This window comes from Aureimonas fodinaquatilis (genome assembly GCF_008369445.1).
Taxonomy (GTDB): Bacteria; Pseudomonadota; Alphaproteobacteria; order Rhizobiales; family Rhizobiaceae; genus Aureimonas; species Aureimonas fodinaquatilis.
In genome coordinates this window covers 516,880-531,011 of the sequence record NZ_VTWH01000003.1, presented here as the reverse complement: position 1 = coordinate 531,011, position 14,132 = coordinate 516,880, and the positions used below count along the sequence as shown (strand labels likewise).

At 56.7% G+C, this 14,132-nt stretch carries 14 protein-coding genes; 9 read left to right on the top strand and 5 right to left on the bottom strand.

From position 1 onward, the window contains the following. Positions 1-39: 39 nt before the first annotated feature. The 9 genes from obgE (at position 40) to FPY71_RS14665 (ending at position 8,788) form a co-directional block, all read left to right on the top strand. Complete coding sequence (obgE, locus tag FPY71_RS14705) at positions 40-1,110, top strand: GTPase ObgE (RefSeq protein WP_149301043.1); 1,071 nt, start codon at positions 40-42, stop codon at positions 1,108-1,110. Continuing rightward, positions 1,107-2,273, top strand: a complete 1,167-nt coding sequence (gene proB / locus FPY71_RS14700) for a glutamate 5-kinase (RefSeq protein WP_149301042.1) — start codon at positions 1,107-1,109, stop codon at positions 2,271-2,273. The genes obgE and proB overlap by 4 nt, the downstream gene beginning before the upstream one ends. Then, positions 2,266-3,543, top strand: coding sequence for a glutamate-5-semialdehyde dehydrogenase (locus FPY71_RS14695; protein ID WP_149301041.1), 1,278 nt, complete (start codon positions 2,266-2,268; stop codon positions 3,541-3,543). The genes proB and FPY71_RS14695 overlap by 8 nt, the downstream gene beginning before the upstream one ends. Before the next feature lie 5 nt (positions 3,544-3,548). Continuing rightward, positions 3,549-4,187 carry a nicotinate-nucleotide adenylyltransferase gene (locus tag FPY71_RS14690; protein ID WP_188052359.1) on the top strand — a complete coding sequence of 213 codons (639 nt, stop codon included), beginning with the start codon at positions 3,549-3,551 and terminating at the stop codon, positions 4,185-4,187. Between the two features lie 62 nt (positions 4,188-4,249). Beyond that, complete coding sequence (gene rsfS / locus FPY71_RS14685; RefSeq protein WP_149301040.1) at positions 4,250-4,681, top strand: ribosome silencing factor; 432 nt, start codon at positions 4,250-4,252, stop codon at positions 4,679-4,681. A 103-nt stretch (positions 4,682-4,784) separates the two neighbouring features. Continuing rightward, positions 4,785-5,267 (top strand): 23S rRNA (pseudouridine(1915)-N(3))-methyltransferase RlmH, encoded by a 483-nt coding sequence (rlmH, locus tag FPY71_RS14680; protein WP_149301039.1) that lies wholly within the window; start codon positions 4,785-4,787, stop codon positions 5,265-5,267. 405 nt (positions 5,268-5,672) lie between these two features. Further along, entirely contained in the window at positions 5,673-6,854 is a 1,182-nt protein-coding gene (locus FPY71_RS14675) for a murein hydrolase activator EnvC family protein (protein ID WP_149301038.1), read from the top strand. Beyond that, positions 6,844-8,190 (top strand): S41 family peptidase, encoded by a 1,347-nt coding sequence (locus FPY71_RS14670; RefSeq protein ID WP_149301037.1) that lies wholly within the window; start codon positions 6,844-6,846, stop codon positions 8,188-8,190. The genes FPY71_RS14675 and FPY71_RS14670 overlap by 11 nt, the downstream gene beginning before the upstream one ends. Before the next feature lie 79 nt (positions 8,191-8,269). After that, a complete protein-coding gene (locus tag FPY71_RS14665; protein WP_149301036.1) occupies positions 8,270-8,788 on the top strand; it encodes an RNA pyrophosphohydrolase in 519 nt (172 codons plus the stop codon). A gap of 109 nt (positions 8,789-8,897) precedes the next feature. Here FPY71_RS14665 and FPY71_RS14660 read toward each other — a convergent pair whose 3' ends face one another. From FPY71_RS14660 to FPY71_RS14640, 5 genes are all read right to left on the bottom strand, one after another. Beyond that, entirely contained in the window at positions 8,898-9,302 is a 405-nt protein-coding gene (locus FPY71_RS14660) for a F0F1 ATP synthase subunit epsilon (RefSeq protein WP_149301035.1), read from the bottom strand. Between the two features lie 144 nt (positions 9,303-9,446). After that, a complete protein-coding gene (gene atpD / locus FPY71_RS14655) occupies positions 9,447-10,901 on the bottom strand; it encodes a F0F1 ATP synthase subunit beta (RefSeq protein ID WP_149301034.1) in 1,455 nt (484 codons plus the stop codon). 112 nt (positions 10,902-11,013) lie between these two features. Next, on the bottom strand, positions 11,014-11,904 hold the full coding sequence (locus FPY71_RS14650; RefSeq protein ID WP_149301033.1) for a F0F1 ATP synthase subunit gamma: 891 nt from the start codon (positions 11,902-11,904) through the stop codon (positions 11,014-11,016). A gap of 38 nt (positions 11,905-11,942) precedes the next feature. Continuing rightward, positions 11,943-13,472, bottom strand: coding sequence for a F0F1 ATP synthase subunit alpha (atpA, locus tag FPY71_RS14645; protein WP_149301032.1), 1,530 nt, complete (start codon positions 13,470-13,472; stop codon positions 11,943-11,945). Further along, positions 13,472-14,032: a F0F1 ATP synthase subunit delta gene (locus FPY71_RS14640; protein WP_149301031.1), complete on the bottom strand. Its 561-nt coding sequence runs from the start codon at positions 14,030-14,032 to the stop codon at positions 13,472-13,474. Before FPY71_RS14640 ends, atpA begins: the two co-directional genes overlap by 1 nt. Positions 14,033-14,132: the final 100 nt, after the last annotated feature.

Below are 14,132 nucleotides of genomic sequence, written 5' to 3'. Positions count from 1 at the left end.
TTCCCCTCTCGTTTCACGCAGTCGAAAGCCGTCAGATCCATGAAGTTTTTAGATAGAGCAAAAGTCTATGTTCGTTCCGGCGATGGCGGTGCAGGGTCCGTGTCGTTCCGGCGTGAAAAGTTCATTGAATTTGGTGGGCCGGACGGTGGCGATGGCGGCCGCGGCGGCGACGTGTTTGTCGAAACCGTTTCCGGCCTGAACACGCTGATTGATTATCGCTACCAACAGCACTTCCGGGCCAAAACCGGCATGCATGGCATGGGGCGCAACCGCACGGGCGGCAAGGGTTCTGACGTCACTTTGAAAGTGCCAGTGGGCACACAGATTTTTGCCGAAGATGGTGAAACCCTGATCTGCGACCTGACCGAAGTCGGACAGATTTTTCGCATTGCCGCTGGCGGCAATGGCGGCTTTGGCAATTGGCAGTTCAAATCTTCCATCAATCAGGCACCACGCCGGGCCAACCCTGGCTTGCCGGGTGAAGAACTGACAATCTGGCTGCAGTTGAAACTTATTGCAGATGCAGGATTGGTCGGGCTTCCCAATGCCGGCAAATCCACTTTTCTGGCATCTGTCACCGCTGCCAGGCCCAAGATTGCCGATTACCCGTTCACCACCCTTTATCCCAATCTGGGCGTGGCCACGGTGGATTCTGTCGAATTCATCATTGCTGACATTCCAGGTCTGATTGAGGGCGCGCATGAAGGTGTGGGCATTGGCGACCGGTTTCTCAGCCATGTCGAGCGAACACGCGTGCTGCTGCATCTGGTTTCCGGCGTGGAAGAGGACGTTGCCCACGCCTATCGCACGGTGCGCCGGGAGTTGGAGCTCTATGGCGGTGGTTTGACCGATAAACCGGAGATTGTGGCCCTGTCGCAGGCAGATGTGCTGACACCGGAGGCCAAAGCCGAAAAAATTGCCGAACTGGAAGCAGAAGTTGGCGGCAAGGTGCTTGCGCTCTCTGCGGTCAGCCGCCAAGGTCTGCCCGAAGCTTTGCGCCTGTTACAGCGTGAAATTGATAATGTTGGCCAGAACGATGAAGATTTGCAGGCGGCAGAAGATGCAGCCCGTTTTGGCCAGAAGATGAGCGAGGAGGACTGGCGAAGATGACTGGCATTTCCCTCGCCGGCCATAAGCGCATTGTCATCAAAATCGGCTCTGCGCTTCTGGTGGATCATGAAACCGGATTGCGCCGTCAATGGCTGGAAACGCTTGCTGACGATGTGGCGCGGCTTGCAAAGGCCGGTCATGAAATCCTGATCGTTTCATCAGGCGCAATTGCGCTGGGCCGCAAGGTGCTGAAGCTCCAACCAAAGGCTTTGCGGCTGGACGAAAGCCAGGCTGCGGCAGCCATCGGCCAGATTGCACTGGCACGGGCCTATTCGGAAGTTCTGAGTGTCCATGGCTTGGAAGCCGGGCAAATTCTGCTGACACTGGGCGATACCGAAGAGCGGCGGCGCTATCTCAACGCCCGCGCGACCATTTCGACATTGCTTGGCTTCGGCGCAGTGCCGGTGATCAACGAAAACGACACGGTGGCAACCGCTGAAATTCGCTACGGCGACAATGACCGTCTGGCAGCGCGCGTGGCAACCATGATGTCGGCCGATCTGCTGATTCTGTTGTCGGATATTGATGGGCTGTACACCGCCCCCCCTGCCTTCAACCCAGACGCAGTGCATATTCCCCATGTTCACGCCATTACCCCGCAAATCGAGGCGATGGCAGGTGCAGCGGCATCGCAATATTCGCGCGGTGGCATGAAGACAAAAATCGATGCGGGCAAAATCGCAACGCTGGCTGGTGTGGCAATGATCATCACCGCGGGCAATCGCCTGCATCCGCTGGCAGCAATTGAAACCGGCGAACGCGCGACGTTCTTTGAACCGGCAACCAACCCGGTCACTTCGCGCAAGCGCTGGATAGCCGGTCACTTGAACACTTTGGGTCGACTGACGGTGGATCGCGGCGCAGTGGACGCGTTAAGGCGTGGCCGCAGCCTGTTGCCCGCCGGAGTTCGTGCTGTGACTGGCACCTTTGGCCGGGGTGATACGATAGCCGTGGTGGATGAGCACGGCGTTGAAATTGCGCGCGGCCTTGTTGCCTATGATGCGCACGATGCAGCGGCCGTTGCGGGACGTCGAAGCAGTGATGTTGAGCGCATTCTGGGCTATGCGCCCCGCACTGCAATGATACACCGCGATGACCTGGTCATGAGCGGTGCGCCGCAGCGCAGCCACAATGATGAAGCAGCGGAGAGCACCAATGCTTGACCGGATCGAGGGTGGCGATGTTACCACCATGATGCACGCGCTGGGACAGCAGGCGCGCACTGCCTCGCGCAAACTTGCGATGGCACCGACACTGCAGAAGCAGGCGGCTTTGCGCGCAATGGCGGCAGAACTGCGCAAAAGTGCCGTTGCAATTTTGCAGGCCAATCAGGAAGATCTTGCACGCGCAGCGCAATCCGGCCTTTCACCAGCATCCATCGACAGGCTGGCCCTGAACGACGCACGAATTGAGGCTATGGCTGCCGGAGTGGAGGCAATTGCCGCCCTTCCCGACCCGGTCGGTTCAATCTCCGCTGAATGGACACGCCCGAATGGCTTGCTGATTCAGCGGGTACGCACACCATTGGGCGTTATTGGCGTGATTTACGAAAGCCGGCCCAATGTGACTGCCGATGCCGGGGCTTTGTGCCTTGCGGCAGGCAACGCGGTTATTCTGCGCGGCGGATCTGATTCCGTTGCTTCATCTCGCGCCATCCATGCGGCGCTTGTTAGCGGCTTGATAGCCGAGGGGCTACCGGCCGAAGCCATTCAACTGGTGCCGACCACGGATCGCGCTGCTGTTGGCCTGATGCTTGGCGGCCTGCATGGCACCATTGACGTCATTGTGCCACGGGGTGGACGCAGTCTGGTAGAGCGCGTGCAATCCGAAGCCCGCGTGCCAGTGTTCGCCCATCTGGAGGGGCTTTGCCACGTCTATATCGACGGCTCGGCAAAGCCGGAAATGGCTCGGGAAATTGCGGTGAACGCCAAGATGCGGCGCACCGGAATTTGCGGGGCTGCCGAAACGCTGCTGATAGACCGGGCAGCTTCAGCCTCTGCCCGCCCAATTCTGGATGCCCTGGCCGAAGCCGGGTGTGAAATCCGTGGAAGCAGTGAAATACTGGCGCTCTATCCGGAAGCCGCGCCTGCTACTGAGGCAGATTTTCAAACGGAATATCTGGACGCGATCATTTCTGTGGCGCTGGTTGATGGCGTGGAAGGTGCAATTCGGCATATCGAGCAATATTCATCTCACCACACTGAGGCGATAGTTGCGGAGGATGCAGAGGTTGTTGCGAAATTCATGCAATCTCTCGACTCAGCTATTTTGCTGCACAACGCATCCACCCAGTTTGCAGACGGCGGCGAATTTGGAATGGGTGGTGAGATTGGCATTGCTACGGGAAAAATGCATGCGCGTGGACCTGTCGGTGTTGAGCAATTGACCAGCTTCAATTACCGCGTGCATGGGAACGGACAGTTACGTCCGTGAACTTCATGCCCGATTCACCCGCGCAGGCTGGCGCCCGCTATCAGCATGACTTGCGCATTCCTCATTGCACGCCGGGCATGAAAATCGGCTTGCTGGGTGGATCGTTCAACCCGCCACATATGGGCCATCGCCTTGTAGCGGAAATGGCATTGCGCCGGCTTGGTCTGCAAAAACTCTGGTGGATGGTGACGCCGGGCAACCCGTTGAAGGATCATGGGGTCCTGGAGCCTTTGTCCGAAAGATTGCGCCTGTCGCGCGATATTGCGGCCAACCCGCGAATTTCTGTCACCGGTTTTGAGGCAGCCCATAAAATCCGCTATTCGGCCGACACCGTGCAGTTGCTCAAGGTTCGGTGCCCCGGTGTGAAGTTTGTCTGGATCATGGGAGCCGACAGCCTGGCCACGTTTCATTTGTGGCAGGACTGGCAGGATATTTTTACCGCCGTGCCAATTGCCATCATAGATCGTCCTGGCTCAACTCTTTCGCTGCTGTCTTCCCCCGCAGCACAGACTTTCAAAAAATTTCGCCTGCGCGAAGAGCGCGCTGCGAGCCTTGCAACAATGCGCCCGCCGGCCTGGGTGTTTCTGCACGGACCGCGCTCCTCGCTTTCTTCCTCAGCCATACGCGCTGCGGAAAAATCATGAACGCCACAACTTCAGGAAACTTGCCTCGAAGGCCAAACTGGCCCACAATAGAGCATTGCGTGATGAAAGAAGGAACTGTGAATCTGACCCCCGCGCCTGACACGAACGACGTCACAGACGTTGCTTCCGAAGTGCCCTCCGACGACCAGAAGGTTGAAAGGACCGCAATCCAACTCGTACTTGCCAGTCTTGAAGACTCGAAAGCAGAAGAAATTGTTTTCATAGATCTCAAGGGCAAATCCGCTCTGGCCGATTATATGGTCATTGCGTCTGGCCGCTCGCACCGGCATGTGAGCGCTGTTGCCGATCATCTGCTTCGGGACATGAAAGAAAACGGGCTTGGGTCCGCCAAGGTTGAAGGCCTGCAAAACGGCGACTGGGTGCTGATCGATACGGGCGATATCATTGTCCACATTTTCAGACCGGAAGTCCGCTCATTCTACAATATTGAAAAAATGTGGTCGGCGGCTGATCAGGAATCGCAGGTTCACTAGACCGTGCCAGGCGATGCAATATCGCCTGAACGCTTGAGCTTCCTGTGTGCTCGCATTGTCCGCCGTTCAAACCTGTCTGTTTAAACGAGAAATGCTGTAGCACATGCGAATCACCATTCTGGCCATCGGGCGTATGAAAGCCGGCCCGGAACAGGAGCTCGCTGCACGATATCTGGACAGACTGAAAAAGTCGGGTTCTGCTTTGGGCCTCGACTTTTCTGGCGTTGTCGAACTCCCGGAATCCCGCTCGGCGTCTGTTGATGCCCGCAAAAAGGATGAAGCAGAGCGCTTGCTGGCAGCGACGCCTGACAAGGCTGCGCTGATGTTGATGGACGAAACCGGCAAAACGCCGAACTCGGAACAATTTGCCCGGCAACTGGCGGACTTTCGGGATGAACCTCTGCGCGATCTTGCCATCATCATTGGCGGACCCGACGGACTTCTGCCGGAACTGAAAGAGAAAGCTCGTTACACTCTGGCACTTGGTCGGCTGACCTGGCCGCACCAGTTGGCGCGAATTCTTCTTTCCGAACAGCTATACCGGGCAACCACGATTCTTTCCGGACATCCGTATCACCGCAATTGAAAAGGCCTGAAGTCTGTTTGATGACAGCGACTTCCTTCAGCGGCAGGGCAATAAGAAAAACAAAGGCCAAAGCGCCACAGGGTGACTGGACGGTTGTTTCCAAACGGTCTGAAGGCGCATCCGGGTCACAGCGGCGGGCAAAATTTCAGTCCGCGCCGGTATAGATGGATTCTTAATTTCGAACCTTTTATCCTGCCTGCACGAGATGATGGCAGGAGAAACAGGATTCTTGCAGCGTGGACCCCGCGGTGGCTAACCGAACGGCTGCAAAGCTGCGCTGTCGGCTGCGCTGTTTGCATTTTGACCCTCGCTGCATTGCCCACTGCCTCTTCGGCTCAGGAACAGCATGCGCTGGCAGCCCCGCCTTCTCAGCCTGGCAGTCTTTCCGGGCCGGAAGGACAACGGTTGAGACTTCAGGCAGAGCTGAACGACATTCGCAATCAGATTCGCATCACACAAAGCACGATGAGCGGGCTGGAAGCAGAAGCAGCAACCCTGAGCGAGGATGGCGCAGCCATAGCGCTGCGTCTGGTGGAAACCGCCACAGAAATTCGAAATGCCCGCGAGCAGGTTGTGCTGCTGGAGAAGAATCTGGAGGCAAATGTCCTGGCGGAAGAACAACTGACCGCCAGCCTGAGCGACCAGCGCGAGTTGCTTGCTGGCTTGCTCGCCGCGCTGCAACGCATTGGCCGTTCGCCTCCGCCGGCTTTGCTGGTTCAGCCGGGTGATGCAGTGGGCGCTCTGCGCAGCTCGGTCATGCTTGGATCTTTGCTGCCAGGTGTGGAAACACAAACCCGCATTCTGCAAGCTGATCTGATACGCCTGCAAGAGCTGAAAGTCCGTATTGAAACGGACAAGCGACAATATTCCCAACAATTGCTGCGGCAGAAAATGCAGGATGCAAGGCTGACCAGCCTGCTGAATGAAAAGCAGCGCCGACAGGCAAGGATGCCGGATGAACGGGTTGCCCTGGAAAAACGGGCAGAGGCGCTGGCCAACAGAGCTGACAGCATGGAAGCATTGATTGCAGTGCTCGGCACCACTTCAGGCAGCCAGGCAACGGCCGCATTGACGCCGGATGGCTATAATATTGGCCAGTTGCGCCATACAATGAAAAAATTACCGGTCAATGCCGCATTTTCGACATTGAAGGGCTTATTGCTTCCTCCTGTGTCTGGTCAACCGGTTGTAATGTTTGGCGAACCGGGCAATGGTGGACGGCCGACGACCGGAATGATCTTTCGAGCGGCTGCCGGAGACCTTGTAACAACCCCGGCGGATGCCGAAATAATGTACTCGGGGCCGTTTCGGTCCTATGGTCACCTCTTGATCCTGAACGCCGGCGATGGCTATCATATCGTCATGGCGGGAATGGCCCGAATAGATGTGAACATAAAGCAGTTCGTCCTTGCCGGCGAACCGGTGGCCCGAATGGGTGACCGACGTATGGCGAGCGCAATTTGGAATGACGGGCTGCCTGATGACGAACCGGCGTTGTACGTAGAGTTTCGCAAGGATGGCAAACCGGTCGACCCGGCCCTCTGGTGGGCCAAGCGGCAAGCTGGAAGGACTAGGAATGATACGTAAGCTCTCCATTCTCTTCGCGGGGGCGCTGTTGGGTGCAACGGCCATGACGGCATTTGTCGGGCCACATGCCGGCGCTGCCAATGCCGCAGGGGCTGACACCTATCGCCAGCTCGCCATTTTCGGCGATGTGTTTGAGCGGGTCCGGGCCCAATATGTCGACCAGCCGGATGATCAGAAGCTGATCGAAAGTGCCATCAACGGCATGCTGACATCGCTTGATCCTCATTCCAGCTACATGAACCCGGAACAGACCGTCGATATGCGCACGGAAACCCGCGGCCAGTTTGGCGGCTTGGGTATTGAAGTGACAATGGAAGACGAATTGGTGAAAGTCATTTCACCTTTTGAAGGCACGCCCGCTGACAAGGCCGGCGTTCTTGCAAACGACATGATTGCGGAAATTGACGGTGAACAGGTGCGCGGTTTGACGCTGTCGCAAGCTGTCGACCGTATGAAAGGCGATGTCGGAACCTCGGTCGACCTGACGATCATTCGCGAAGGCGCCACGCAGCCTGTACGGCTGACAATCGTGCGCGACGAGATCAAGGTTCCATCCGTTCGCCACACCGTTGAAGACAATGTTGGCTACATCAAGCTTCTGCGCTTCAATGAACAAACCACGATCGGACTTGAGGAGGCCATTGCCGACATCAAGGAAAAGATCAACGATGACGAATTGAAGGGCTATATCCTGGATCTGCGGCGCAACCCGGGCGGCCTGCTGGATGAGGCAGTCAGCGTTTCCGACGCCTTCCTGGAAAAGGGCGAGATCGTTTCAACCCGTGGACGCAATTCGGAAGAGACACGGCGCTATAACGCCCGCACGGGTGACGATATTGACGGCAAGCCACTTGTTGTCCTTGTGAATGGCGGTTCGGCTTCGGCATCTGAGATTGTGGCGGGTGCGCTTCAGGATCAAGGCCGCGCGACAGTTGTTGGTTCACGCTCATTCGGCAAAGGCTCGGTCCAGACAATCATCCCCCTCGGGGCGAATGGCTCGCTGCGTTTGACAACCGCGCTCTATTACACCCCATCGGGCTCTTCGATCCAGGGCCGTGGCATCGACCCGGACATCACGGTTGAACAGCCACTGCCGGAGGAAATCCGGGCACAGATGGGGCTTTCTGCTGATGATGAGTTGAAGCGCGGTGAATCCTCCCTGCGCGGGCACATTCAAGGCGCGGAAGAAGGCGAGGAAGGATCCGGTTCGCTGGATTACGTACCGCCGGAAACCAAGGATGATCTGCAGTTGCAATATGCGCTGGAACTGCTGCGTGGCACCAAAACTCACGCTGCATTCCCGCCAAAGCAGGACTCTGAATCTGCTGCGAACTGAGACAGGCCCTTAGCCTCGGAAACAAACAAACCCTTGAAGAACTTCTTCAAGGGTTTTCTTTTGCATTCAGGAACCTTCGATGACCTCAATAGACCCAAACACGCTTCCCTACAGACCCTGCGTAGGCATCATGGTGCTGAATTCTGAAGGCAGGGTCTGGGCTGGTAAGCGAATTGCACTTCCCAGTGGTGAACTGGACGGCGAAGAACGCCTTTGGCAGATGCCACAAGGTGGAATAGATGAGGGCGAAGAGCCGTTGCCGGCAGCGCTGCGCGAGCTGTACGAGGAAACGGGCATCAGGTCGGTTTCCCTCCTCGCTGAGTCGCACGGATGGATTTCCTATGATCTTCCTTCCCATATGATAGGGATCGCGCTGAAGGGGCGTTTTCGGGGCCAGAGGCAGAAATGGTTTGCCTTCCGCTTTGAGGGAAATTCTGCGGAGGTGCAGATCAATCCACCGCCCGGTGGCCATATGGCAGAGTTCTCAGAGTGGGGCTGGAAAAGCATGGATGACATTCTGTCGCTCATCGTGCCGTTCAAGCGTGAACTCTATTCAAAGGTCATAGATGAATTTCGCCATCTCGAACCATCCACCTGACAGCGTTGTTGAGATTTATGAACGCAAAAAGCCCGGCTTCTGCCGGGCTTGAAATTCATGCTCAGTCCGAAAGTCCATCCGGAGGCTTTTTCGCCAGTCTGCCCGGGGCCTAGAGATTCAGAGCGGCACGCGCATTGTGAAGATCTGCCAAGCGCATTTCTGCCCGGCTGCGTGCATCAGCATCGTTAGCGTCTGCCACATCTTCCTCGGTGTTTCTGATCTGCTGATCCAGTTCCGCCGCTGAAAGATCTTCCACAGCCACGGCATATTCAGCCAGAAGCGTGAAACCATCCGGGTTCATGTCAGCGAAACCACCGCGAATGAAAATGCGACGCTCGCCGCCAGACGCAAGAGTGGCATGCACAACGCCCGGCTTGAGCGTGACGACCAACGGCGCATGGCGGGCCATGACCGTGAAATAACCTTCGCTGCCTGGCGCAATGACCGCAGTCACCTGCTCCGAAAGAAGCAACCGCTCAGGAGATACGAGTTCGAACTTGAAGCTATCAGCCACGGATCGCCTGCCTTCAAAGCAATGCCTTCACAAAAGCATTGCAGCGTTTCGAAAGTAAGGCGGTGCAGAACACTATGCGCCCCGCCTCGATGTCTGGAAAGGCATTGAAGACCGCACAGCCTTCAATGCCATATCCTGTTTGCCTTATGCAGCTTCCGCCGCAAGACGCTGTGCCTTCTCGATAGCCTGATCAATCGATCCAACCATGTAGAAAGCAGCCTCTGGCAAATGGTCATACTCGCCTTCGACCAGACCCTTGAATGAGCGGATCGTGTCTTCCAGCGGAACCAGCTGACCTGGAGAACCGGTGAACACCTCAGCCACAAAGAATGGCTGCGACAGGAAGCGCTCGATCTTGCGGGCGCGAGCCACCGTCAGCTTGTCTTCTTCCGACAGTTCGTCCATGCCCAAAATCGCGATGATGTCCTGCAAAGACTTGTATTTCTGCAGGATCGACTGAACATTACGAGCAACATTGTAGTGCTCTTCACCAAGGATCATCGGCGAAAGGATGCGGGACGTTGAATCCAGCGGATCAACAGCCGGGTAGATACCCTTTTCCGAGATGGCGCGGTTCAAAACCGTGGTCGCATCAAGGTGAGCAAAGGATGTTGCAGGCGCCGGATCGGTCAAGTCGTCGGCAGGAACGTAAATTGCCTGAACCGAAGTGATCGAGCCCTTGGTGGTCGTGGTGATGCGTTCCTGCATCTGACCCATGTCGGTTGCCAGAGTTGGCTGGTAGCCCACAGCCGAAGGAATACGACCGAGAAGCGCCGACACTTCCGAACCCGCCTGTGTAAAGCGGAAGATGTTGTCGACGAAGAACAGAACGTCCTGACCCTGATCGCGGAAATTTTCTGCGATCGTCAGACCCGTCAATGCAACGCGTGCACGGGCACCCGGAGGCTCATTCATCTGACCGTAAACCAGCGCAGCTTTCGAACCAGCGGTTGAACCGTTGTTCTCGTGCGGGTCTTTGTTAACGCCGGACTCGATCATTTCGTGATAGAGATCGTTACCTTCACGCGTGCGCTCGCCCACACCGGCAAACACCGAGTAACCGCCGTGCGCTTTCGCCACGTTGTTGATCAGTTCCTGAATGAGAACCGTTTTGCCAACGCCGGCGCCGCCGAAGAGACCAATTTTACCGCCGCGGGCATAAGGTGCCAACAGGTCGATGACCTTGATGCCGGTAACCAGGATCTGGCTGTCCGGTGACTGGTCAACATAAGGAGGAGCTGGCTGGTGAATGCCACGCTTGATTGCCGTATTGATCGGACCAACTTCGTCGATCGGCTCGCCGATCACGTTCATGATACGACCAAGGGTTTCATCACCGACCGGAACCTCAATCGGCCCACCGGTGTCCCTGACTGGCTGACCGCGCACCAGGCCTTCGGTCAAGTCCATGGCAATGGTGCGAACTGTATTCTCACCAAGATGCTGGGCGACCTCCAGAACCAGCCGGCTGCCGTTGTTCTCGGCTTCCAGAGCGTTCAGAATTTCCGGCAGATGACCGTCGAACTCGACGTCAACGACGGCACCGATAACCTGCACGACTCGGCCGGTCGCCACGGTCTTGTTCAATGTGTCAGCCATTTGGCCTCCTCTTAAACGAGCTTGAACCGCACGTCCGGCTCTACAGCCTCCCCGCGCGCCTCGATGTTGCATTGTCCGGCAGCAACACTGGGTTGCAGCCTGAATTCACCAATTACAGAGCTTCAGCTCCGGCAATAATTTCAATCAGTTCGGTCGTGATCTGCGCCTGCCGCTGCCTGTTATAGGAAATCGACAGTTTGTTGATCATGTCACCGGCATTGCGCGTGGCATTGTCCATCGCGCTCATGCGGGCGCCTTGCTCAGATGCTGCATTTTCCAGCAAGGCCCGGAAAATCTGCACCTTGATATTGCGCGGCAACAGCTCTTCCAGAATGGCTTCTGGTTCAGGCTCATACTCGTAAAGCGCGCCACCAGCACTTGCGTCGAGCGCAGCACCTTCAGCAGCAACCGGCAGACTGGCAGGAATAACCTGCTGGGCCGTTGGCTTCTGGGTGATCACGTTGACAAATTCCGAATAGAAAATTGTCGCCACGTCATACTCACCCGCAGCAAAGCGGTTCATGACCGTTTCGGCAACACGCTCTGCGTTGGAAAAGCCCGAAGCCTTGGGGTCAGCAAATTCAACGCGCTCAACAATCCGGTTGGAAAGGTCACGACGAATCTGGTCGTAACCCTTTTTCCCGACAGTGACGATCTTCACTGTCTTGCCGCTGGATTCCAGCCGCCGAACATGCTCACGCAGCAGGCGGACGATCTGTGAGTTGAACCCGCCACACAGGCCGCGATCAGAGGTGAACAGCACAAGAAGATGCGTCTGGTCATTGCCGGTACCAGCCATCAATGCCGGCGCTTCGCCGCCATCCATGGCACCCGCAATGTTGCCCAGAACGGACGCAATGCGTTCCGAATAAGGGCGCGCTGCTTCTGCCGCCTCCTGAGCGCGACGCAGTTTTGCTGCCGCGACCATTTGCATGGCCTTGGTAATTTTCTGCGTCGCCTTCACCGAGGCAATGCGGTTTCGCAAGTCTTTAAGCGAAGCCATGTCTCTCTAGCGTCTCCGGTTCACGCCGCTTTGGCAGTTCAAGCGAAAGATTTGGCGAACTGGTCAATAGCCGCCTTCAACTTGCCACGAGTCTCATCAGACAGCGCCTTTTCAGTGGCGATTGTCGTCAGGATTTCCTTGTGCTCCGTGCGCAGCGAGGTCAAGAGACCCTGCTCGAACGGACCGACTTCAGAAACCTTGAGCTTGTCCAGATAGCCCTGTGTGCCTGCGAAGATCACGGCAACCTGTTCTTCCGTCTTGAGCGGCGAGAACTGTGGCTGCTTCAAAAGTTCGGTCAGGCGGGCACCGCGGTTCAGCAAGCGCTGGGTTGCGGCATCCAGATCGGAGCCGAACTGCGCAAAGGCAGCCATTTCACGATACTGGGCAAGCTCACCCTTGATCGAACCGGCAACCTGCTTCATCGCCTTGATCTGGGCGGCAGAGCCAACGCGGGAAACCGACAGACCAACGTTCACCGCCGGGCGAATGCCCTGATAGAACAGGTTGGTTTCCAGGAAGATCTGGCCATCGGTGATCGAAATCACGTTGGTTGGAATATACGCCGAAACGTCGTTGGCCTGAGTTTCAATAACAGGCAGAGCCGTCAGCGAGCCCGCGCCCAACTCGTCGTTCAGCTTCGCTGCGCGCTCCAGAAGGCGGGAGTGAAGGTAGAAAACGTCGCCTGGATAAGCTTCACGTCCTGGAGGACGACGCAGCAGAAGCGACATCTGACGGTAGGAAACAGCCTGCTTGGACAGATCGTCATAACCGATCACTGCATGCATGCCATTGTCGCGGAAATATTCGCCAATGGTGCAGCCAGCAAATGGTGCAATGTACTGAAGAGGCGCAGGATCGGATGCCGTAGCAGCGACAACAACCGAATAGGCCATTGCGCCGCGCTCTTCCAGAGTGCGCACAAACTGCGCAACAGTCGAACGCTTCTGACCGATCGCCACATAAATGCAGTACAGCTTCTCTGATTCAGTACCCGCATCATGCGCAGGCTTCTGGTTCAGGAAAGTGTCGAGCAGAATGGCCGTCTTGCCGGTCTGACGATCGCCAATGACCAATTCGCGCTGACCACGACCGATCGGGATCAGGGCATCAATTGCCTTGAGGCCGGTGGACATTGGCTCATGCACCGACTTGCGCGGGATAATGCCAGGAGCCTTGACGTCAACGCGGCGACGCTCGGTGTACTGGATCGGGCCCTTGCCGTCGATCGGGTTGCCCAGACCGTCAACAACGCGGCCCAGAAGACCTTTGCCGACCGGCACATCCACAATGGCGCCGGTGCGCTTTACGGTGTCGCCTTCTTTGATTTCACGGTCAGAGCCGAAAATAACGACGCCGACATTGTCGCGTTCCAGGTTCAGGGCCATGCCACGCACGCCACCTGGGAACTCGACCATTTCACCGGCCTGAACGTTATCAAGGCCGTAAACGCGGGCGATACCATCACCTACGGAAAGGACCTGACCGACCTCTGAGACCTCAGCATCATTGCCGAAGTTCTTGATCTGGTTCTTGAGGATTGCGGAAATTTCCGCGGCGCGGATGTCCATCAGCCGACCTCTTTCAGCGCGAGCTTAAGGGAGTTGAGTTTGGTGCGGAGCGACGTATCGACCTGACGCGACCCGATGCGAACAACAAGTCCGCCGAGAATCGCAGGATCAACAGTCTCCTCCATGGAAACGGTTTTGCCAGAATAAGAAGAAAGCGCAGCCGACAATTCCTTGCGCTGCTCTGAAGTCAGCGCGAGGGCGCTGGTCACTTCAGCCTGCACCTCACCACGTTCGGCCCTGGCAAGCTCAATAAACGCAGTGATAATCTGGGGCAGAATGGCCAGACGGCGATTTTCAGCCACGACCTTGAGAGTGTTGCCAAGCAGGGGCAAAGGCTTAACAGCCTCAACCACAGCAGACACGGCCCGAAGCTGTTCTTCAGACGTGAAAGCCGGGCTTTCCACCAACCGGCGAAAATCAGCATTTTCGCCAATCAGCAGCTGAAACTGCTTCAGCTCCTTTTCCATCACCTCAATCGAGCCTTCATCGCGTGAAAGTTCGAACAGGGACTGGGCGTAGCGCTCTGCGACTCCGGAAACCGGAGAGGATGATTTAGCCACGGACGACCGCTTTTCTTCCTAATGTTCAAATTTCCCTTCGGTGAAAACCGGTACAGGGAAATTCAAATCAGATTTGTGAGACTGAAGTGAAGCGACTTTC

What these genes read in the sequence shown, in the direction of transcription:
- obgE (WP_149301043.1), top strand. Translation starts at nt 40, where the DNA reads ATGAAGTTTTTAGATAGAGCAAAAGTCTATGTTCGTTCCGGCGATGGC.
- proB (WP_149301042.1), top strand. Translation starts at nt 1,107, where the DNA reads ATGACTGGCATTTCCCTCGCCGGCCATAAGCGCATTGTCATCAAAATC.
- FPY71_RS14695 (WP_149301041.1), top strand. Translation starts at nt 2,266, where the DNA reads ATGCTTGACCGGATCGAGGGTGGCGATGTTACCACCATGATGCACGCG.
- FPY71_RS14690 (WP_188052359.1), top strand. Translation starts at nt 3,549, where the DNA reads ATGCCCGATTCACCCGCGCAGGCTGGCGCCCGCTATCAGCATGACTTG.
- rsfS (WP_149301040.1), top strand. Translation starts at nt 4,250, where the DNA reads ATGAAAGAAGGAACTGTGAATCTGACCCCCGCGCCTGACACGAACGAC.
- rlmH (WP_149301039.1), top strand. Translation starts at nt 4,785, where the DNA reads ATGCGAATCACCATTCTGGCCATCGGGCGTATGAAAGCCGGCCCGGAA.
- FPY71_RS14670 (WP_149301037.1), top strand. Translation starts at nt 6,844, where the DNA reads ATGATACGTAAGCTCTCCATTCTCTTCGCGGGGGCGCTGTTGGGTGCA.
- FPY71_RS14665 (WP_149301036.1), top strand. Translation starts at nt 8,270, where the DNA reads ATGACCTCAATAGACCCAAACACGCTTCCCTACAGACCCTGCGTAGGC.
- atpD (WP_149301034.1), bottom strand. Translation starts at nt 10,901, where the DNA reads ATGGCTGACACATTGAACAAGACCGTGGCGACCGGCCGAGTCGTGCAG.
- FPY71_RS14650 (WP_149301033.1), bottom strand. Translation starts at nt 11,904, where the DNA reads ATGGCTTCGCTTAAAGACTTGCGAAACCGCATTGCCTCGGTGAAGGCG.
- atpA (WP_149301032.1), bottom strand. Translation starts at nt 13,472, where the DNA reads ATGGACATCCGCGCCGCGGAAATTTCCGCAATCCTCAAGAACCAGATC.